The 21,259-nt window shown below is 34.1% G+C and carries 20 protein-coding genes; 14 read left to right on the forward strand and 6 right to left on the reverse strand.

Going from position 1 to position 21,259, the window contains the following annotated elements:
- Positions 1 to 4 precede the first annotated feature (4 nt).
- Positions 5 to 664 carry a TatD family hydrolase gene (locus CLV55_RS07245; RefSeq protein ID WP_112113080.1) on the reverse strand — a complete coding sequence of 220 codons (660 nt, stop codon included), beginning with the start codon at positions 662 to 664 and terminating at the stop codon, positions 5 to 7.
- A gap of 103 nt (positions 665 to 767) precedes the next feature.
- On the opposite strand from CLV55_RS07245, the gene CLV55_RS07250 reads away from it, so the two are divergent.
- The 7 genes from CLV55_RS07250 (at position 768) to CLV55_RS07275 (ending at position 6,013) form a co-directional block, all read left to right on the forward strand.
- Positions 768 to 1,994, forward strand: coding sequence for an MDR family MFS transporter (locus tag CLV55_RS07250; RefSeq protein ID WP_112113081.1), 1,227 nt, complete (start codon positions 768 to 770; stop codon positions 1,992 to 1,994).
- A 581-nt stretch (positions 1,995 to 2,575) separates the two neighbouring features.
- Positions 2,576 to 3,367 carry a DUF4145 domain-containing protein gene (locus tag CLV55_RS07255; protein ID WP_112113082.1) on the forward strand — a complete coding sequence of 264 codons (792 nt, stop codon included), beginning with the start codon at positions 2,576 to 2,578 and terminating at the stop codon, positions 3,365 to 3,367.
- A 199-nt stretch (positions 3,368 to 3,566) separates the two neighbouring features.
- The gene (locus CLV55_RS07260) at positions 3,567 to 4,055 is read left to right on the forward strand and encodes a hypothetical protein (protein ID WP_146739548.1); all 489 of its coding nucleotides are present in this window, start codon (positions 3,567 to 3,569) and stop codon (positions 4,053 to 4,055) included.
- A 161-nt stretch (positions 4,056 to 4,216) separates the two neighbouring features.
- On the forward strand, positions 4,217 to 4,663 hold the full coding sequence (locus tag CLV55_RS07265) for a hypothetical protein (protein WP_112113084.1): 447 nt from the start codon (positions 4,217 to 4,219) through the stop codon (positions 4,661 to 4,663).
- Complete coding sequence (locus CLV55_RS07270; RefSeq protein WP_112113085.1) at positions 4,656 to 4,862, forward strand: hypothetical protein; 207 nt, start codon at positions 4,656 to 4,658, stop codon at positions 4,860 to 4,862. The genes CLV55_RS07265 and CLV55_RS07270 overlap by 8 nt, the downstream gene beginning before the upstream one ends.
- A 4-nt stretch (positions 4,863 to 4,866) precedes the next feature.
- Positions 4,867 to 5,034: a hypothetical protein gene (locus tag CLV55_RS12885; protein WP_170122244.1), complete on the forward strand. Its 168-nt coding sequence runs from the start codon at positions 4,867 to 4,869 to the stop codon at positions 5,032 to 5,034.
- A 508-nt stretch (positions 5,035 to 5,542) separates the two neighbouring features.
- Entirely contained in the window at positions 5,543 to 6,013 is a 471-nt protein-coding gene (locus tag CLV55_RS07275; RefSeq protein WP_112113086.1) for an SRPBCC family protein, read from the forward strand.
- A 135-nt stretch (positions 6,014 to 6,148) separates the two neighbouring features.
- Here CLV55_RS07275 and CLV55_RS07280 read toward each other — a convergent pair whose 3' ends face one another.
- Positions 6,149 to 10,597, reverse strand: a complete 4,449-nt coding sequence (locus CLV55_RS07280; protein WP_146739549.1) for a translocation/assembly module TamB domain-containing protein — start codon at positions 10,595 to 10,597, stop codon at positions 6,149 to 6,151.
- Between the two features lie 136 nt (positions 10,598 to 10,733).
- On the opposite strand from CLV55_RS07280, the gene tsaD reads away from it, so the two are divergent.
- The 7 genes from tsaD to CLV55_RS07315 are packed head-to-tail and all read left to right on the forward strand — an operon-like array spanning position 10,734 to position 17,159.
- The gene (gene tsaD / locus CLV55_RS07285) at positions 10,734 to 11,756 is read left to right on the forward strand and encodes a tRNA (adenosine(37)-N6)-threonylcarbamoyltransferase complex transferase subunit TsaD (protein WP_112113088.1); all 1,023 of its coding nucleotides are present in this window, start codon (positions 10,734 to 10,736) and stop codon (positions 11,754 to 11,756) included.
- Between the two features lie 2 nt (positions 11,757 to 11,758).
- Positions 11,759 to 12,466 (forward strand): 16S rRNA (uracil(1498)-N(3))-methyltransferase, encoded by a 708-nt coding sequence (locus CLV55_RS07290; RefSeq protein ID WP_112113089.1) that lies wholly within the window; start codon positions 11,759 to 11,761, stop codon positions 12,464 to 12,466.
- Position 12,467: 1 nt separating this feature from the next.
- Positions 12,468 to 13,655, forward strand: coding sequence for a thioredoxin family protein (locus CLV55_RS07295; protein ID WP_158527027.1), 1,188 nt, complete (start codon positions 12,468 to 12,470; stop codon positions 13,653 to 13,655).
- A complete protein-coding gene (locus CLV55_RS07300; protein ID WP_112113121.1) occupies positions 13,655 to 14,299 on the forward strand; it encodes a DUF4159 domain-containing protein in 645 nt (214 codons plus the stop codon). The genes CLV55_RS07295 and CLV55_RS07300 overlap by 1 nt, the downstream gene beginning before the upstream one ends.
- 2 nt (positions 14,300 to 14,301) lie before the next feature.
- Positions 14,302 to 15,393 (forward strand): AI-2E family transporter, encoded by a 1,092-nt coding sequence (locus CLV55_RS07305; protein WP_112113122.1) that lies wholly within the window; start codon positions 14,302 to 14,304, stop codon positions 15,391 to 15,393.
- Positions 15,394 to 15,404: 11 nt separating this feature from the next.
- On the forward strand, positions 15,405 to 16,586 hold the full coding sequence (locus tag CLV55_RS07310; protein ID WP_112113091.1) for a THUMP-like domain-containing protein: 1,182 nt from the start codon (positions 15,405 to 15,407) through the stop codon (positions 16,584 to 16,586).
- A 9-nt stretch (positions 16,587 to 16,595) separates the two neighbouring features.
- Positions 16,596 to 17,159, forward strand: coding sequence for a hypothetical protein (locus CLV55_RS07315; protein ID WP_112113092.1), 564 nt, complete (start codon positions 16,596 to 16,598; stop codon positions 17,157 to 17,159).
- Here the strand turns inward: CLV55_RS07315 and CLV55_RS07320 are convergent.
- The 4 genes from CLV55_RS07320 to CLV55_RS07335 form a co-directional block, all read right to left on the reverse strand.
- Entirely contained in the window at positions 17,138 to 17,851 is a 714-nt protein-coding gene (locus tag CLV55_RS07320) for a M15 family metallopeptidase (protein WP_112113093.1), read from the reverse strand. The two genes, CLV55_RS07315 and CLV55_RS07320, sit on opposite strands and share 22 nt — an antisense overlap.
- Before the next feature lie 15 nt (positions 17,852 to 17,866).
- Positions 17,867 to 18,460, reverse strand: coding sequence for a hypothetical protein (locus CLV55_RS07325; protein WP_146739550.1), 594 nt, complete (start codon positions 18,458 to 18,460; stop codon positions 17,867 to 17,869).
- 178 nt (positions 18,461 to 18,638) lie between these two features.
- Complete coding sequence (locus CLV55_RS07330; protein ID WP_112113095.1) at positions 18,639 to 20,837, reverse strand: M12 family metallo-peptidase; 2,199 nt, start codon at positions 20,835 to 20,837, stop codon at positions 18,639 to 18,641.
- A gap of 56 nt (positions 20,838 to 20,893) precedes the next feature.
- Positions 20,894 to 21,253: a YraN family protein gene (locus CLV55_RS07335; protein ID WP_112113123.1), complete on the reverse strand. Its 360-nt coding sequence runs from the start codon at positions 21,251 to 21,253 to the stop codon at positions 20,894 to 20,896.
- Positions 21,254 to 21,259 lie beyond the last annotated feature (6 nt).

Raw genomic sequence — 21,259 nt, forward strand, 5'->3', positions numbered from 1 at the left:
GTTTTTATTTTATTTGGTTCGTTTGGAACACTTGATTAAAATTATGTTGTATTTGATTTTGTATCACTGTCACCGATTGTTTTTTATAGCGTGCCGCTACCTCATAGACGGTTTCAATAGAGGCGCTGGTCGTATCGGTTTCTAAAAAAAATCGGTCGTTGGGCACCGCTTCAAATACCGCTTCCAATTCGGGATTTTGCAATAAATATTTCCCAAAAGAAAGGTAAAATCCCTGTTCTACTAACTGTTTTGCCAAGGGCTTGCTTTTTGAAAATCCATGAATAATCATCGGAACGGTGGGATTGTATTTCTTTTTTACGTGCAATAATTCCTCAAAAGCGGCTACAATATGCAATACCAAAGGTTTTTGATGCTGTTCTGCCCATTGAAGATGTTGCTCAAAAACACGCAACTGCAGGTCAAAAGGTATCGAAATCCTTTTATCCAATCCGCATTCACCAAGCGCCAAACATTCGGGTTGCGTGAGTTGTTGTTCTATAATTCTCACATCTTCTGCCATTCGAGCTTCATCGATATACCACGGATGAATGCCAATAGAATAGCAAGGCAAGGACGCGTCGAATTCCCAAGGATATTGATTGACCAATTCAACCACATGGGGTGTATTAGTGCCTTGATGCGTATGAAGATTGAAAAATTGCATCCGCAAAAATAATCGAAAACTTTTAAAGTGAAAAAAAGAAAAGATTCAAAAAAACGGCTTTAAGTTTGTAGTTTTGTACTTTCTAAAGTCTCGAACCTCGTCCATGCTAAAAAACGCCTTCCGCAAATACATCAACAATTTTAAAGGTTTTTCTAGAGAAATTTGGATTCTCACTTTCATTACCTTTATCAATCGTGCGGGAACGATGGTCTTGCCCTTTCTTTCAAAATATTTAAAAGAAGATTTACATTTTACCTATGCACAAGTGGGTTGGATTATGGTATGTTTTGGGTCGGGCTCCATGATTGGGTCGTGGTTGGGAGGCAAACTCTCTGATAAAATTGGGTTTTACAAAATCATGATTTTTAGTTTGTTTACGAGTGGATTGGCCTTTTTTGTACTGCAATTCATCACAACATTCTCTGCGTTGTGTATCAGTATTTTTATTCTGATGATTATTGCCGATATGTTTCGTCCAGCTATGTTTGTTTCGCTCGGTGCCTATGCCCCTGCCGAAGATCGCACACGGGCGTTAACTTTGGTGCGTCTTGCCATCAATCTAGGCTTTGCGGCGGGACCCGCTTTAGGAGGACTCATCATTATGAATGTTGGCTATAACGGGCTGTTTTGGGTAGATGGTGCTACGTGTATTCTCGCCATTTCTATTTTTGGCTTGACCGTAGCAAATAAAAATACAAACGTTGTGCCCCATGATGAAAAACAACGCTTGGATTCCAACAGACCTTCTGTGTTTAAAGACCTTCCGTTTTGGATTTTTCTATTTTGTTGTGTCATTACGGGTGTGCTTTTCTTTCAATTGTTTACAACCATTCCGTTGTATCATAAAGAACAATTTAATTTAACCGAATTTCAAACGGGCTTGTTGCTTACCCTCAATGGCGTTTTGGTTTTTTTCCTCGAAATGCCCATTGTGAGCTATGTAGAACGCAAAAAAATAGACAAAGCCTTGATGGTTACTTTGGGGTGTTTGTTGATGGCGGTGAGTCTATTCTTGCTTCTCATTCATACCTGGACAGGCATTTTGCTGGTGATGATGGTATGCATGACTTTTGCCGAAATGTTTTCGTTTCCCTTTTCCAATTCCTTTGCGATGAGTAGAGCCCCAAAAGGGCATGAAGGCCGCTATATGGCTATTTTTACGATGAGTTATAGTTTGGCGCATATTATTAGTGCCAAACTGGGCATGTTTATTATTGACACACTAGGCTATCAAGCCAATTGGTTTTTTATGGGATTACTAGGTTTGATAGGCGTTCTTTTGGGGTATTATGTGGTGTATTTGATTCGACAAGAGAAAAAAATAGCCTAACCTTTCTACCCTTTTTTAAGACCAACGCACCTTGACAGCGTGGTAACATTAGATTTCAGAGTTATAACTCTACTTTTTAGAACTACATCTCTATTTTTCAGAACTACATCTCTACTTTTTAGAACTATAACTCTACTTTTCAGAACTACAACTCTCCTTTTTAGATTTAAAAATTCTTTCACTCATGTTCTAGATTCCAGAACCCCTATTCTAGATTTCAGAACTCATGTTCTAGATTTCAGAACTCATGTTCTGGATTTCAGAGCTCATGTTTTAGATTTCAGAGCCCTTGCTATAGATTTCAGAACTCATGTTCTAGATTTCAGAACTCTTGTTCTGGATTTCAGAACTCATGTTCTGGATTTCAAGGCATACACTAGTAAATACTTCGTCAGAAATCTCTATCTCATTAAATCTTACAGAGAATAGCCTAAAAAAGACACAGTTCATTTATAACTATACGTAAAATTTTCTATTTTTGGAATGAATAAAGCCTGACGTTTGTCAGACATATACACCCAAATAAGGGTCTGATTGTGTCAGACATATAAACGAGTTACCAGCAATTATAAACACACCATATGAAATTACTTGACGAAAAAGAATTTAAAAGTTATATTGAAGAAAATTTTGAATCTATTTATAAAGATGTAGATGATTCTACAATTTCTCAACAAATTCCTGGCACTTGTGATTCTTGCTCAAGAGATGTTTTCTTGAAAATATATTCTGAAACTTTCAACCAAGCATATTATAGTGACAATGGATTACCGAGATTTGTAAATATTTTCGTTGAATGTCCAAACTGTAGAAAAAAGAGTTTCATTTTTGCTGTTCAATTTGTTGATGAAAAAAGAATTCCACATGTCACAGGTGGTAGTAGTTTAGTCTATAAATTTTCATTATATAGATTATATCGGTTACCTATTCAAAATGAAAATTACATAAACGAAGATATACCTGCAAAATATGACTCACTCAGAAAAACAGCAACAGAGGCTAGCTATTGTTTAACTAATTCAAAATTTATTGCTTCTGCAATTTTATTTAGGAGAGCTATACAAATTCTAGCTAAAAGTGTCCTGGGTGCAAAAGGGAAAACTTTGTTTAATCAGTTGGAATGGTTAAAATCTAATCAAAATCTTCTAGCTATAGACCTAACGGAAATATTTCATGAGAATGCACAAATAATAAAAGACATTGGTAATCAAGGTGCACATCCCGATGACGACATAACCCTACATGATTTTACAAAAGAAGACGCAAATGGACTTCATGATTTATTCATTTCTATTATACATGAAATTTTTGTTAAACCAGAAAAAATGAAAGCATTACAAGAAGAACTAAAAAAGAACCGAAAGCTAAAATAACTGCTGGTAACAGCCGTTTGCACCAATGGCGTGGCTCGGGATTTATCAGAATGCGGAAGTAATTATCTTTTTTCTTTCTATAGCGCTTTTTCTTTCTAACTTTTCGGTATATTTGTTATCGTCAGTGTGTGAAAATCGCCACTGGCGCAAGCGACAGGACGTTAGCGGTAAGTTAGCACCAATTTTAAACTCACATTAAATGAGACAAATTCTTTTCCTATTCACATTCTTTCTATTTTGGAGTTGTGATACTAAAAAGTATCCGTTAGATATGCCAAATGACTTTGCAATTAAAATAGATTTTGGCCATCAAAAATATAATTCAAAAACTGGAATTCTTACAAGGGAATTTATGAGAAGTCCTGATAAGCATATTAGAATAAATCTGACTGTTGAACAGAAAATGGAAATTTATGACTATTATAAAAAAGTAGATTTTTTATCTTTCCCTTCAGAATTTGAATGTGACACATTAAAACCTGGTGGAGTTATTCCATGCTATGATTTTGAAATAGAAATAACATCAAATAAAATTGTCAAAAGTTCAAGAACAAGTGATTATTGTCAAAATAAAATCGAAAAAGAAAAAGAGAAGAAATTAATTGTATTAGAACATATGATTTTGAAAATCATCGAAAATGATGAAGGATATAAAAAAATGCCTGATAGTGACTATATAAGTTTATAAAAAACTGGTGCTAACAGCCGTGTCTCGCAATTGCGAATTTTGTGGTAAGTTCACGTTTACGTTTCGCAAGAATTTTTATCTTTAACAGAAAATAATTCGTTCCGAAGTTCGCAACTGACGCCAAGCGTGGAAACGTTAGCAGTAATTGTCAATCAAGATTCATGAGAAAAAAACATTTAATATTGACGTTTGTATTTTCTCTCTCTTTTTTCTCTTGTGGAAATGGAGAATTCGAACAATTTTATGCCAATTACGAAGACTTTAAAAAGATACCAAATAAGAGACTTACGGGTTGGTTTCCTGAAATTATAACTCGTGATAGCTATGAAATCAAAAATTCGTCTCATTTGGATATTTGTGCATTCTGTTCAATAAAATACAGAAATAAAAAAAGTATAGATTCTATATTTAGTATTTACAAATCAGTTCCTGTTTCAAACTTTAAAATAGTTTTAGAAAAATATTCCGAGAAAACTCCAGAGTGGTTTCCGAATATAGATTCCGAAAGAAAATTTTATAATGTAATAAAACTTAATAATCACGTTTGGGCCTTAAGAGAGAAAAATAAAAAACAAGTGTTTACAATTTCTTTGCTAATGAATGAATAGCAACTACTGCCAACATCGGTTACTATTTAGTAAACTCTCATTTCAGCGTGGACATGAAGGGTTTGTTTCGTTTATTGCTAAAACACAATTAATTGAACATTACAAAAAATCATTAGGAGCTATAAATTTTGGAGGGCAGTTAATGATTATTAACAATAAAGCAGCATTAAGTTTAATTGGTAAATATTTTAAAAATTAGTAAAATGGGATTAATTAAAGAACCTTTAAACATAGATTTTGTAGTTGAAAACAGACCACTAACAAAGGAAGAAGAAAAACAAATTAGTGAATATATAATTTCTCAAAAAAAGAAAAGAGAATCAAAAAACAACACTAATTCTAGAATTTCAAAAACTAAACAAAAAGTATAAATGTACTTCTGTTAATAGCTAGGATTCGTTGGGCTTGCAAAAAACCATAAATAAAACGAATGAGGTAAACCCCAGCTCCTCAAATATCTCCTGAGTTTTCGTAATTTTTTATACAAGATTACCCCTATAGTATGCTTCAATATACGTTGATGGCAAAGAAATTGTTGAAGTAGAAATAGTTCAAATTCTAATTGTAAATGTTATGAATCTTAAATTCAATTTTAAAATATAGTAGTTGTGGTAAATAACTAGAGAAAAAATAGTCTAACCTTTCTACACCTTTTTAAAACCAACGCACCATGACTGCGAGGTAACACTAGATTTCAGAGTTACAACTCTACTTTTCAGATTTAGAATTCTTTCACTCAAAATTTTGCATGTAGGTACCGTTTCACAGATAAACAGAACTTGGGCTGGTTTGTCGTAAGAAACCCAAAAGTAAACCTTACAATTTGGATTTATTTTTTGACTTTTTTAAATTTGACTATTCGATTTTAATTGAAACACTATGGCATTTTATCAATTTACACAAACACAAAAGATACCTGCAACTATTGATGCTGTGTGGGACTTTATATCAAATCCAGCAAACTTAAAGGATATTACACCAAGCTATATGGGTTTTAAAGTAACAAGCAATAGCGGAAGCAACAAAATGTATGCAGGAATGATTATTACTTACATCGTGAAACCAGTATTTGGCATCCCTATGAAATGGATGACCGAAATAAGCCATGTAAAAGATAAAGAATACTTTGTAGACGAACAACGCATGGGACCCTACAAACTGTGGCATCATCAACATAAAATAACGGTTATTGATGGTGGCGTTTTAATGACTGATATTGTTACTTATATTCCACCCTTTGGAATTATTGGGGCGTTAGCAAATGCTCTTTTTATTAAAAACCAACTTAAAAAAATCTTTGAATTCAGAACAAAAGCTGTTGAAGAAAAATTCGGTGTGTTTAAACCCTAAAAATTAACATTTAGCTTTGCGATATGATACATGTTGTAATCTATACGATTGTCAGTTCTGTATTTTACGCTAAAGTTTTAAGTCAAATTAGGTAGGAACGTAAATGTATTTTATGTTCAATAGACAAGGTAGTCGCTACTTTTTTTTATTGTTTTCTATTTCAATATAAGCAGGGAGCATCTCTTGTTTTTCGGGTTGTGGCGGATCTTTAGGAACTCTATCGATGATTATTTTTTTCTTAAATATTTTGTTGACTAATTCCTTGAACGTATCAAAATCTACTTCATAAGAAAGTCCTGCACCTTGGGTGTAGCCAATTCCTTGTCCGATGTAATTGATATCGTTTTCTCTATTAAAAACCCTCAAATTTAATGTCCCATCTTCGTTAACACGATATTGCAATTCGAAATTTCCCACTACAGCCGTTTCTGAAACCCCCCCAGTAGGAACACCTACTTTTCCATTTATACTAATTCTATCGCTAATAACGGTCGATACCGTGGCGACAACTCGACCCGTTTCTGTTGGGTTTACCGTATTTTTATTAGTGGCAGAATACGTTACATCGACATTAATTTTATCGCCTTCTCCATTAAATAAATCCCTGAAAAGCCCACTCGCTTTTTCATAGAAACTGTTGGTAACTTGTGACTGACTCAATCCTTCTGGACTTAAAAATCCTCCTGTAGAAAGCAAATATAACGCTTGCTTTTGTCGAGTATCACTATCGGCTAATTTGGTCTCAATTTCCGAGCGGAGCACCGAACTAACATTAGGAAAATTGATGTTAAAATCGGGTTCTGGATTTAATATTGTTCCCTTCAATCCGATGACCACTTCTACGGGAATAATTTTGTTAAAGGAAGCATTGTCTACCAATACAGCTGGATTTGCCATAATATTTTTAGATACTGCTTCTAGATTGAGCGTAGCATTGTAGGGATTTCCAGACCAAGAAATATAGCCAAATTTTTTAACATCAAATTTTTTATCAATAAGTCCCCCGTATTTAAAGTTATAGGACCCTTCCCAAACAGTAAAGTCCCCAAACATCTCAAACTTTCCAAGGGTATTGATATTCATGTTTAACGTTCCTTTTCCTTTTCCTCGCATACCATGTCCCGATTCTCGGTTGAGGATGACTTCAATATTGGCATTCGTTTCAATATCAAAATCAAAATTCATTTGAAGTCCGTTGTAGTTTCGAATAAATTCAACTTCTTTCTTTTTAATTCCTAGTTTTTCTTCTCGAGTTAGAAAGTGTATGTAGTCGTTGTCGCTTACCGCTTCGGCATCATTTATGGGGATTTTAATATCAGTCCCTTTGGAAGATTTGGCTTTTACATTAATCTCTAACGCATTTGTGGGGCCTTTGATTGTAGCATTTCCCTCTATAAAAGCGGTTCCAAAGTAAGCTACATCTTCATGATCTTTGGTGTCTAAAGCTAAAATTCTATCGGAGTCAATGGCTAAATCGAGTTCCCAATCGCCAAATTGCTTGTGTTTTACAAAACCTTGAATACTTCCCTCGGTATTAAATTTTGTATCGTTTACCTTTGATTTATAAATGATAAACTTATTCTGTGTTACGTCAACAATGGAGTGCTGAGCAACTTTATAATCTACATTCAAATAGGGAATTGTGACTCCAGCATCGTCTACAAACAAGCGTCCTTTATAATCGATATCATTAACATCTCCACTCAAATTGGCATTTCCAGATACATTCCCTCGAATGTTGGATAAAACGGTGCCTCCAAACTTACTTAAAACACCTAAGTTGAATTTCTGGAAATTTAAATCCAAGTCAATTAATGTTGCATCATTTACTATTTCAAGGTTTCCGTTGGCGGTAAAGGATTTTATATTTTCATTTTCAATTTGAGAAGAAATTGCAAAATTTGAAAAATCATTATTCCCTTTAATATCCAAATTCATAGTCCCTAACACATTGTCATTCACATAAAAATTATTTATGTTGAGGGCTGCTGTAGGCTGATAGACCGCATTATTTTGTTTCAAATAGGCATTCCCATTTAATTTTCCTTCAAAACGGAATTGATTGATTTCTGGGGTAATTTTGTTCAAATTTACATCATGAAAGGTAACCTGAATGTCTTTATTTTTGGTTCCGTTTACAGTCCCTTTCAATAAAATAGATTGATTTTCGTGCGAAAGCATCACATCTTCAAAGGTAAACTGCTTGAAATCTTTATCAAAAACGACTTTGTTTTTTTCGTTTTCTTCTTTATTAATGTACCATAAATAGTCTTTAAACATCACTTCAGATTGATTAAAACCAATGATATTGTGATTGTTTTTATCTAAAGTATGATACAGGTTTAAATTATAATAATCGTTGCCCGAAACTCCGCCTTTAAATTCTGTTCTAAAAGATAAAGTATCTCGTGCCGTAGCGTTAATCAAGGAAAAATCCCTGAATTTATAGTATTTTGTTTTTATACTATCCATTTGTACGTAGGTATTGTACAAAGGGTTTTTATTATCTATTTCAAGCGCTACTTTATCAAAATGCACTTGATAAGCATCGATTGTTTTGGCGTTAAAGTTAAGTTTGAAATTGTTATTGTCTGCATATATGATTCCATCGAGAGTAGCACCATCATCTAGTGTAATTTGCGGATATAGAATTTCTATGATTTCGCTAAACTTAGAAAAATCAAATTTCATATACTGTCCTTTTTTAAGAAGTATTGGTTTGTAATTAGTATATAAACTACCTAGTGAATTTTCAATCATCCCGGGAATTTGATTGAAATCGAATTTTCCTTTTATAAATCCTTTCAATTGATTGGGCGATGCCATCGTAATGGTTCGCTCTTGGTTGGCATCAAAAGTTGATTGCACCCGTAAATCATCAAAAAAATAAATATCCTTACTGTTTTGATAGGAAGCATTGCTTAGATGTGCTTCCCCTACAGCATTATTTAGGCTTGTTCCTGTTATATTTAAAACCACATCACCCTTAAAAACAGCTATTTCATCATTTACAAAATGCAACTTACTTAGATTTGCATAATCGGTTTTAGCGTGAAAACTATAGATGTTTTCCTTTTTACTTAAATCGATTACTCCATCAAAGTCTAGAAATAAATTAGGGTCATTGCAATTTACTTTACCCTTAAAAATGGGTTTTTTAAAACTCCCATCGGCAATAATATTTTGATAGGAATAGGAATTATAATCCAATCGAGAAATAGTTCCTGAGAACTTTGTATCGAGGTATTTTTCTACAAATCCCTTACCGTCTACATCCATATTCATTGATACTTTACCAATTGTTTTTCTATTGATTAAAGTACCCACATCAAAGGCATCAAAAACTACATTTCCTTTATATTCCGCATTGTCAATATTGTCAATATGCACCATACTCAAATTGGATATGATGGTGCCCAATGCGGTGTGAAGTGTGAAATCGGTATTGATTTTCTGAGTCGTCACTTCAATATCCCCAGCAAAAGTAAATTGACCGAGTTTTTTTAATGATGAGGGTAGTTTTTTCCCCAACACATTGGGTAATAATTTAGAAAGGTTCTCATAATTGGAAGTGACTTTACGAAACGACCCTTTCATAAAAAACGTGCCTTGATTCTTTCTAGCAAATAAATTTCTAAAGTTTACATTCCCTGCAATAATCGATTTTTTATCATCAATAAGAAGTAAATGTTTAGCATAAAAATTATTTAATGTTCCGTCTATTTTCCCTTTAAGGGTAAAATATTTGTTTCTGCCTATTTCTTTATAAAAATACCAAACATCATTAGACGCTATTTTGGCATGGCGTGTGGTTACATCAAAAAGCACTTTGTTATTAAAATCTCTAAAATCTTTTCGATCATATCGTAAAATTACCTTTCCCGAAAAACTCGACTCAGCGGTTTTTAAATCGAGTTGTTCCAAACGTATGTTCTTTTTTGTGTAGGTAAATTGCGATTTTAAATGAGTTACAAAAACCCCACGATGGTCAAGAAAAGACATATCGTTTATATTGAAATAAACATTAGGCCCTTTGATTCTAAAACGATTAATCTCGGCATCAATTTTAGTAAAATCAACATCTAAAGGCACCTCGCGATTGTAATCTATTTCTCTAAAACGACAAGATTGTAGCAAAATCTTATTGGTAATCATCCTGAATTTTCCTGAAGCCGGTTTGCCGTCATCAAATGCCGCAACGAATTTGTCTAAATTAGTATCAACATCTCCTTTGTAGGTTTTGACATTCACAAATAAGTCATTGGCTCGAATGGTTCCAAAAAACAATTTCCCATCAATCAGTTTTTTTGCATCAATAATGTTGGTATTGATTCTTTTAGAAAAAATTAAGGTGTCTTTTTTCTCATCTTTAATCAATACTTTTTTGAGTTGTACGCCTCCAAAAATATTGATTTCCACTTCATCAACCTCTATATGAACGCCAAATTGCTTATTTAAATCTGCCGTGACGTAGTGCGCTATTTTGGTTTGTACAAAAGGAAGCGATAGGATAATACCCAAGAAAACAAGAAGCAAGAACAAAAACAAGAACGTGCGCCACACAATCTTTTTGATCCTCTTCAAACGGGTATTTTCTTTTTTTTCTTTCAATTTTATTCAGGGCTATCGATAAGAACCTTTAAAATAATTACCTTTGTAATCGTTGTAAAAATAATCGTTTTATAGCGGTTTATCAAATATTATTCAAAAAATATGCCTCATGAAACCCCATGATGTTTACATTCTTGCGATTGAAAGTTCTTGCGATGACACCGCAGCCGCGATATTAAAGAACAACACGGTATTGTCAAATGTGGTGGCAGGTCAAAAGATACACGAAGAATACGGAGGCGTTGTCCCCGAGTTGGCGTCACGTGCTCATCAGCAAAACATAGTTCCAGTGGTTGATGCAGTACTTAAACAAGCGAAAATAACGCTACAAGAACTCCATGCTGTTGCTTTTACTCAAGGTCCCGGATTGATGGGGTCGCTACTAGTGGGCACTTCCTTTGCAAAATCGTTAGCCTTAGCCCTAGGAATTCCTTTGCTTGCTGTGAATCACATGCATGCCCACATTTTAGCCCATTTTATCAAAGAAGAAGGATTTGACCAGCCTGAATTTCCCTTCTTAGCCTTAACTATTTCTGGTGGACATACCCAAATTGTGAAAGTAACTGGTTTTTTTGACATGGAAATTATTGGTGAAACCACAGACGATGCTGTTGGCGAAGCCTTCGATAAATCGGCAAAAATTTTAGGTCTACCCTATCCAGGTGGTCCACTCATTGATAAATTGGCAAAAGAAGGCAATCCTAAAGCCTTTCATTTTACCAAACCTAAAGTAGACGGATTGAATTTTAGTTTTTCAGGGCTCAAAACCCAAATTTTATATTTCATCCAGAAACAAACAGCCGTAAATCCCGAATTTATTGAAACTTATAAAGCCGACATTTGTGCCTCCATTCAGCATACTATTATTGAAATTCTAATGGAAAAAATCAAATTGGCTGTCCAAGAAACTGGCATTACACAAATTGCTATTGGAGGAGGTGTATCGGCTAATTCAGGCATTCGGGCGGCATTAAAAGCAACTGAATCAAAATATGGATGGAAAACCTTTATTCCAAAGTTTGAATACACAACCGACAATGCTGCTATGATTGGGATTGTAGGATATCAAAAATATAAAGAGCAACAATTTAACGATGCAACCGTCGCATCAAAAGCAAGAATCGCGTTTTAATTATGCAATTGTTTTACAACCCAACGATTTCAGAACACCAAAATTCATTTGTTTTTGACAAAGACGAAAGCAAACATATTATTAAAGTTTTACGAAAAAAAGAAGGCGATATTTTATATGTTACTAACGGTTTAGGTAAGCTATTTACTACGGAAATCATTTTGGCATCTGACTCAAAGTGTACGGTTAAAATTAACGATACTACGACGCAAGAAGCTCCAAAATATCGACTGCATATTGCTGTGGCTCCAACAAAAATGAACGAGCGTCTGGAATGGTTTTTAGAAAAAGCTACTGAAATTGGGATTCAAGAAATCACGCCTATTATTTGTGAGCATTCCGAACGAAAAGTGATTAAAATTGAACGCTTCGAAAAAATCATCGAATCGGCCATGAAACAATCGCTACATTCCTTTTTACCCAAAATACATGCGCCTGTTTCTTTTAAAGATTTTATTAAAAAAATACATGCTGGGCAGAAATTTATTGCTCATTGCGAAGATACGCCTAAAAACAGCCTTAAAACCCGTCTCGAATTAGGAAAAGATGTATTAATTTTAATAGGGCCAGAAGGTGATTTTTCTGTTAAAGAAATTGAAATGGCCTTGCAACATGATTTTATTCCTGTATCTTTGGGAGAGACTAGACTCAGAACCGAAACAGCTGCCCTAGTAGCCTGTCATAGTGTTGTATTATTAAATGAATCATAACATGAAAAAAATCATACTTTTATTTTGTTTTTTGGTATGTGTTTGGGGTAATGCGCAAAATCAAACTCTATTTTTAGATAAAAACTATCAAGAGGTTTTACGAGAAGCTCAACAATCTAACAAGCCCATTGCTTTGATGTTTTATGCTACATGGTGTCAACATTGCAAAAAAATGAAAAATGAGGTTTTCACGGATGCTGATGTTGCAACCTACTATAGTTCTCATTTCGTTTGTATGGCTATTGATAGTGAATCGAAAGACGGTACGCAACTAAAAGAATACTTTCAAAAAAAATTTAATGTAAAATATTATCCTACTATTGCATATTTAGATGCTCATGAGAATTTACTGAACTGCATTTCGGGTGAGTTTAAAAAAGAAGATTTTATAAAAGAAGGGCTACTAGCCTTAACTCCCGAAACTCAATTTGGCACCATTAAAAACGAATTTTACAAAGACGTAAGTCAGGGAGAAAATTGTTTGCGTTACATCGTTTTTGCACGAAAAGCAGGATTGGACGCAACTAGCATTGCCCAAACGTATCTAAAAACCAAAAAAGAAGACGATTATTTTACCGAATTGAATTGGAAAATAATGGCTAATGGTATTAACAATATTGAAGCTAAAGAAGTATCTTTTATCAATTTGCACAAAGAGGATTTTGCTAAAGTATCGTCTCCGATTCGAGTGGAAAAAAAGCTTGTGTTTCTAGCATCCGATAATTTGAGACCTTTAGCCGAGCTTACCGATACCCTTAATTATTTTAGAATCAGACCTATTGCTGCTGCTTTTCATATACGAAAAGTTGATTCGTTACTATTTAAGTTTGATTTAACGATTTGTGCCAATGCCAAAAACTGGAAAAAATATCAAAAATACGCAGAAACATCTGTATCTGATTTTGCTTGGAAAGATTCCAATACTTTAATTCAAATAGCAACCGATTTCAAGGATTTTATTGCTGAACCTAAAGCATTAGAACTTGCCATTTCATGGACACAACAAGCGATAACACTTGGCCCTGCTATGAACAAATATGTTTTACTTACACAATTGTATATGAAAACAAAAGCCTATACTAAAGCTCTTGAGAGTGCAGAACAAGGTAAAAGTATCGCAACTTCTTTTGGCTGGAAGACAGACGAAATTGACCGACTCATAACAGAAATTAAAACCAAAAAGAAATGATGAAACGCTTTACAATTGCTGCCCTATTATTTTTCTGTTTTTCAGTGGGCTTTTCACAACAAATCGCACTATTGAAATATAATGGCGGGGGTGATTGGTATGCCAATCCTACCTCGTTGCCTAATTTGATTAAATTTTGCAATCAAAATTCAAATATGACGCTTTCATCAAAACCAGCTACGGTTGAACCAGGAAGCCCCGATATTTTTTCTTATCCTTATGTACATGCTACGGGTCATGGGAATATTCTTTTTAGTGATGCTGAAATTTTAAATCTTCGCAATTATATGCTTTCAGGAGGCTTTATGCATTTTGATGACAATTATGGAATGGATGAGTATTTGAGACGTGAAGTGAAACGTATTTTTCCTACTGAAAATTTGGTCGAAATCCCTGCCAATCACCCTATATTTCAAAAACCGTATGTTTTTCCAAGTGGTTTGCCTAAGATTCACGAACATGACGGCAAAAGACCTCAAGCTTTTGGAATTTTTATCGAAAATCGGTTGGTGTTTTTATACACTTACGAATGTGATTTAGGAGACGGTTGGGAAGATGCCGAAGTACACAACGATCCTAAAGAAGTACGAGAAAAAGCTTTGAAAATGGGAGCAAACATTTTGTACTATATTTTTACCAATTAATGATGATGACTTCTAAAACCCTAGCTCATGGAATGGTTCGCGCCGTAGGAATCCTTGTTCTGATTGGACTAGGTTTGTTTGTTGTATATCAAATTCAAACGGTACTGGTTTATCTCGTAGTCGCAATGATTGTGTCTTTGATTGCAAACCCTATAACAGAATTTTTAAGAAAAAAACTAAAAGTTCCCAATACACTCGCAGTAGCCGTTACTTTATTATTCTTTTTAGCCTTACTTTTAGGATTATTTTCCTTGTTTGTCCCTCTTATCACCGCTCAAGGGAATAATCTTTCATTACTAGATACCCAAGCCATTCAAAACAAAACCATTCAATTATACACACAAATTGATCAGTATTTGAGCCGTCATCATATTGATTTGGGACGAATTCTCAAAGAAAGCAATCTTACTTCCAAACTAAAATTTAATTATTTCACCGATTTTGTGAATACCGTTTTTTCAACCATTAGTTCCTTTGGAATGGGGATAGTGAGTGTCTTTTTTATTAGTTTTTTCTTCTTGAGAGATAAAGTGAAATGGATTGTTGGAATAAAAAAAATACTTCCCGATAAAAACGAAACCAAAATTCTCAATTCTATTGATAAGATTCGAACCTTATTGACAAGATATTTTATTGGTTTGCTGGTACAACTTACGATTATTTGTCTCTTATATTTAATAGTATTGCTTATTTTTGGTGTAGAAAATGCTTTTGTTATCGCTTTTCTTTGCGCCCTCTTGAACGTGATTCCTTATATTGGCCCCTTTATAGGAAGTGTTTTAGCAGGTATCCTCACAATGTTAAACAACATTAATCATGATTTTCAAACGGTTACACTTCCCACCACAATATATGTGCTCCTTGGTTTTTTCATAGTGCAAATGATTGACAACAATGTATCGTCTCCCATTATTTTTTCAAAAAGCATTCATTCTCATCCTCTGGAAATATTTTTAGTTATTCTCATCGTAGGAATTTTATTTGGTATCACTGGAATGATAATTGCAGTACCTCTATATACCATTTTAAAAGTAATTGGCAAAGAGTTTTTTCCTGATAACAAAATCATTCAGGTACTAACCAAAAACCTCTAACTCTTTGGATTATGAATTACGATGCATTGCTACGTCAAGAGGTACAAGATTTTATTCAAGAAAACACTACTCGTGAGATTTCTGCATTGGCTTTGCAGAAGAATCCGTTTCCAGACCTTGATTATAAACTCATTTTGAATCAAATAGAGGCGCGTGCTAAATGCCAACAAAAATTACCTACGTGGCATCAAGCAACAGGACTTATTTTTCCTAGTAAAGTATCGATTGAGCAAACGTCTTCAGAAATTGCGGCTGCTTACAAATCGCAATTGGTTTCTGGCAATCGTTTGATTGACATGACAGGAGGCTTTGGCGTTGACAGTTACTATTTTGCCAAACAAATGAACGCTGTGATTCATTGCGAACTTGATGAGAATTTGTCGCAATGGGTTGCCCACAATTACAAAAAACTAGGTTCAACTAACATCACTTGTGTGGCTAACGATGGACTAACTTATTTAGAGCAACAACAAGAACGTTTTGATTGGATATATATCGATCCCTCTCGTCGAAATGAGGTGAAAGGAAAAGTTTTTCTATTAAAAGATTGCACCCCCGATGTGGTTTCTTTAATGGATTGCTATTTTCAGTACTCGAATCAGATCTTGATAAAAACGGCTCCCCTTTTAGATCTTAAAGCTGGATTAAAGGATTTTCAGTTTGTAAAATGTATTCATATCGTAGCGGTAGAAAATGAGGTGAAAGAATTATTGTGGGAATTGGAATATCACTATTCAGGTGCGGTGACCATCAAAACGCGAAACTTTACAAAAAATCATTGCGACACTTTTGATTTTGAGATGACATCCGAAACATTGACATCATTAGCACTACCTCAGCAATACTTGTATGAACCCAATAGTGCGCTGATGAAGTCGGGAGGGTTTGTAGCTTTGGCAAATCATTATAATATCCCTAAATTACATTCGCATTCACATCTTTTTACAAGTGATTCATATATTGATTTTCCTGGAAGACGGTTTGAAATTGTTTCTGTTTTTCCTTACACTAAAAAAGATATGGCCACCCACTTTACTTTTAAAAAAGCGAACATCAGCATTCGAAATTTTCCTGAATCGGTTGAAACTATTCGAAAGAAATGGAACATTAGTGATGGAGGTACTTTATATAGTTTCTTTACAACCGATAAAAATGATCAAAAAATAGTGTTACTTTGCCACAAAATTAACTGAAATGTTTCTATGAAAAAGATTTTTTGTTTTCTTTTCTTACTGAATTCTCTGTGTTTTTGGGCTCAAACAGATTGTGATTATGCTGTGAATACCAAAGACAGTTTGGGCATCTATAAAGCCACGCAAGACTATGTTGTACACGAACGTATTTTTGGAAATACGCAAACTTCAATTTTCTTTTCTTTGATTAATGCCGATGGGGTTTTGTCTTTAAATTTTCAATTGTTGCAAAAAAGTAAAGATTTTGTTCCCGCTCATTGTTTCGATAAAAATTCTAAAATTTATTTGCAACTTAATAACGGTAAAATTGTAACTTTAGTTGGAATTAGTCAAGAAAGTTGCGGCAACAATTTAAGAACCAATGAGGGCAACAATCGTTTATTAACAGGTTATTTTCTTTTTAAAAAAGACACGTTCGAACATTTAAAAAACTGTCCCATCACGATGATTCGAGTACTTTACTCAGGAGAACAAATAGACTATGTTATGAAAGACACTCTTGTTTCAGAAGTTGATAAAAAAACATACCATCCTGATCATTTCTTTATGGATTATCTCAAATGTGTAGAGTGAGCACAAGACCATTTAAAATTGGCCAATTTGTCTTGATAACTGTCTTGTAAGTTGTAATGCCACCATTCTGAATCGAACGCTTTAAAATGATGCTTAAGCATTACTTTTTTTAAATAAGCTCTATTTTTTCTGACTTTTCTGGGTAAATCTTGAAAATGATGCGACGCTTCGGAGCCAAAAAAATCAAACGAAGTTCCCATATCGAGTTCCTTTCCCTCTGCATCAACCAAAGTAATATCAACGGCTCCTCCTCTATTGTGAATGGACCCTTTTTTTGGATCGGCTACAAAATCGGGATTGGGTACGAGTTCCCACATTTTTTTCTGAATATCAAGTGGCCGATAACAATCAAATAATTTGATGCGATACCCTTTTTCAAGAAATTCGGCATTAGCTTCAATGAGGTTTTTTACAGTTTTCAGCCTAAGAAAACATTCATCGCACTCATAAACTTGAGCTTTAAGAAAATTATCTGCCGTGGCATATTTCATATCCCAAACAAAATCGGTGCTAAAATCTTTGAGTTTAACAAAAGTACTATCGTTGATCCCCGCATAAAGTGCCATAGAAGTTCCTTTCAAATAATTATTTTTTAGAACTTCTTTTTTAGAAATGGCTGTTTCACCTGTTCTACAAGCATGTAAAGTCACAAATAAAATACCAAGTAAAAAAAAACATCTGGGAGATTTCATAACTTACGTTAACTATTATTTTTGATCATTAATAAATATTTGAGGCATGTTGGTTTGCATCATATCATTAATTAAAAAACCATGATCTATAGCTAATTTTCGAAAAACGCTTTCAGCTTGTGTACCATACCCCCTTCTAGTATAGGAATAAAGTAAAATCACTTTTCTTTTATTCTGAAGCGTAATTTTAACATAACGATACATGTTGAACTCGATTTGGCTTAAACCCATTTTGTTTTCAGTACTGATGACATAATCCAGCACCAATTGTCTACCATCTTGACTGGGTGAAAGAGTATAATTGCACAAATTATCCGTTTGTTTTCTAATAATGAGTTCGTTAATTTTTGTAGTTGCGGCATCATGAATGCTTGTGTTTGTAACAACTACCTGAACTGTCATCATTTGATTAAACTTATTTAGCAATTCATTCTCAGGAATGTATTGTTGAATGTAGGTGTTTTCATCTGGCTTGTATGACTTTGCCAATAAAAAGACAGTATTTTGAAAATGTATAGGACCTGATACACCAATTCTGTCTTTAGGAAGCTGCTGAAGAGGAGTAAAAGAGAAACTGAGAAAAGAGAAAAATAACCAAAATGTTTTCATTTTATAGTGTAATTTGTGATACATTCAAAAATATTTTTTTTCAAAATGTAATTTATCTATTTTAAATTATCTGTTCTTGCTTTTTGTATTGTGAACACAAAAGTACACTCAATTTATACAATCTACTTTTCAATATCTTATTGATTGAATCTAAAAAACGGTTTATTTATAAAAAGCACTATTTTTTTATGACTCTAAATACCGCATCTTTATTATCTTCAAATTTGAGCTTGAAAAAATAGGTTCCTTCTGCAAAGGAAGAAATATCTATATTTTTATCCAATCCTGCTTCATTATTTTGATATAATAGTTGTCCCATAACGTTATAAACGGCAACATCAAGAACATCTGTTTTCGAATGAATGTTAACCATGCCTTTTGTTGGATTAGGTTGGTAACTAAAATCAATATACCCCGAATGATCGTTGACACTTAAATTTGGTATACAAGAAATAGTAGCAACAAATCCTAAATAGTTGAGGTATTGATCGGAAACATATTTTACAGTTAATGAACCGTCTGGCGCTGATGACGTATATGTTCCAGGTAAATCAGGACCTGTTAAACCTCCAAAAGTAATATCGGTTGCCGCGGTTGAATTCCCATCGTAGATGTACAAAAAGTCATAATCTTGTTCAAATTCGAATTCGGAAAAGGAAATTGAGATGGCGTTGTTTGGAACATTTGGTATTATAGTTCTTACAACCGTTTCCGAATCACTATAATTTGCACTAATTCCTCCCGAGTCTGTAAAAACAATCCCACTACAAAAATCGGCTGCCGTGACAAACATCATGGTTCTCCCACCAGATATTAATCCAGAAGTACAATCTGGACGCACTTGAACTACATAATACGTATCCGGCAAAAGATTTGACACTGTATAAGTAGTTGAAGTAACAGAAATCCAATTTGATGCAGTAGTTCCAAAAGGATATACTGCAATTTGCCATGTGGTAAATGTTCCTGACTCCACCCAGTTTATTACAGCGGTCGTCGTCGTGACATTATCAACAGACACTTCTGAAATCGTATTGATACAAGTATTGACACAATCTGTACTCAAACAAGTTCCACCATTAACAGCACTTAAAATTCTATTTTTAGGTTGTGTCCCAAATCCGTTCGTCAATTTTATTCCAACATTTGAAACCAAATGACAATAACTCATAATAGTCCCTTTTGTGGTAGAACTAGGAAGTGTTGCAGGATTGGTCATACATGAATACCCTTCTGCACTAGATCCCATAGCATAAGGCGCACAATTGTCTATAGCAGTGTTATTCCCATTCCATACACAGGCATGAGTATGTGGAGAGCCTAACAAATGCCCAAATTCATGCGTAACTACTTCAACTTCCCATGAATAGGTTGTAAAGGGTACTACTGTAGTGCTATTCAAATCGGAATAACTGAAATTGTTTTGAGAACAAAGACCATTAATCCCAACGGCTACGCCACCAAGCCCTCCGGGGTCTATTCCTACCAACTGCCCTACGTCGCCATTAAAAACCGGCCTTACCTCGTTAAACTTATACAAATAATCTGTTGAGGAAGTTCCAACACCTTCGTAAGGATCTTGAGTTGTCCAAATGTACATTGATTTTAGTGCTACCGATATGCCATCATTGGCATAAATTGTTTGTACATTATTAAACAGAGAGGTCATCCAATTGGTGGTGGTGGTGGTATTGCTGTTATTTTGTTGAAAAAGATCATAATCAATTTCAAAATACATCGTCACACATCTTGTACTAGTGACACTTTTATTAAGAATCGGAGTTACTGGAACAGATTCCTTATCTTCATAATCACATGTAAACATATTAGCTACTTTTAGTTTAGCATCTGAATATATAATATAGTCATTAGTAGTTCCTTTTTTACTCGATTTACTAATTACTAAGTTAGTAAATTCATCATTTGAGATGACGCCATTCATCTCGTCTTTAAAAAAGTTTATACTTGCTATTGACGTATAATCTCCATTTACAATCCCTCTATAATATACTCCTTTTTGATATGGAATGTTTTTTTGTTTATCCGTATCAATCTGAAACCCTTCTGCAAATAAATTAACTTGATATAAATCGAGTAGCACTGTACTTCCATTATAAGGAATAGCCAATTGAAGATAGTCGTACCGATTTGTTACAACATCATTCACTATATTTTTGTCAATAGTCGCTCCTGTAGCATTGTCAACTACTTTTTTCACACTACTGTCTACAAGGTTAGCTGACTCATGCAGGGGTGTATAGGGTCTAAAAAAAACTTTTTGTTGTTGTTGTAAATCCAACACTTTTTGAGCCACTTCATTCTGAGAAAACAACGTGAAAACACAAAAAAAGCCAATAATGGATGCCATTTTTTTCATACTGATGCCATTTTTAAGTGGTAAAGTTAGCAAAAATGAACAATCCTTTAAAAATATTAAAAATAAAAAAACGCAGCTTCTATGTGTTCCAACTGACAATCGTGAGTTGTTTTATGAATAGCTATAACATCAAAACGAACCTCAACGTCTAAATCCTTACTAATAATGTATTCGTTGATGGCTTTGACAAGCAATTGTATCTTTTTGGGTTTGACAAATTCTTGTGGCAAGCCAAATTCTATGGAAGATCTTGTTTTTACCTCAACAACAGCTAAAACAGAATCCTTTTGTGCAATAATATCTATTTCTGCTTTTTGATACGTCCAGTTCCTCTCGAGAATTTTATATCCTTGGTTTTGCAAATAATCAACGGCTTGAGCTTCTCCAAATTTTCCAAGTTCGTTATGTGTTGCCATTTTTTT

It is taken from the genome of Flavobacterium aciduliphilum (genome assembly GCF_003268855.1).
Lineage (GTDB): Bacteria > Bacteroidota > Bacteroidia > Flavobacteriales > Flavobacteriaceae > Flavobacterium > Flavobacterium aciduliphilum.